The sequence below is a fragment of the Pseudomonas sp. UBA6753 genome, assembly GCF_002453565.1.
GTDB classification, from domain to species: domain Bacteria; phylum Pseudomonadota; class Gammaproteobacteria; order Pseudomonadales; family Pseudomonadaceae; genus Aquipseudomonas; species Aquipseudomonas putida_Z.
Genome location: NZ_DKHD01000027.1, coordinates 49145 through 49404, shown reverse-complemented (window position 1 = coordinate 49404; position 260 = coordinate 49145). Strand labels below are relative to the sequence as shown.

The 260-nt window shown below is 68.8% G+C and carries 1 protein-coding gene; it reads left to right on the top strand.

Going from position 1 to position 260, the window contains the following annotated elements; all coding sequences use genetic code 11:
• A partial coding sequence (locus tag B2790_RS10225) for a hypothetical protein (protein ID WP_286918766.1) occupies positions 1–260 on the top strand: 260 nt, incomplete at both ends.

The window sequence follows — 260 nt, the reverse complement described above, 5'->3', positions numbered from 1 at the left end:
CGAGCGTATGGCGCGGCACTGGGTCAACCTGCTGGAAGCCATCGTGCGCCAACCGAGCCAGCGCATCAGCGAGCTGCCATTGCTGGGCGAGGACGAGCAGCGAGCGGTGCTGCGTGACTGGAACCGCAACACCGCCGCCTTCCCGGATGAGCGCAGCATCCATGAGCTGATCGAGGCCAGGGTGGCCGCCGCCCCCGAGGCCCCGGCAGTCACCTTCGGCGAGCAGACCCTGAGCTATGGCGAACTGAACCGCCGGGCCA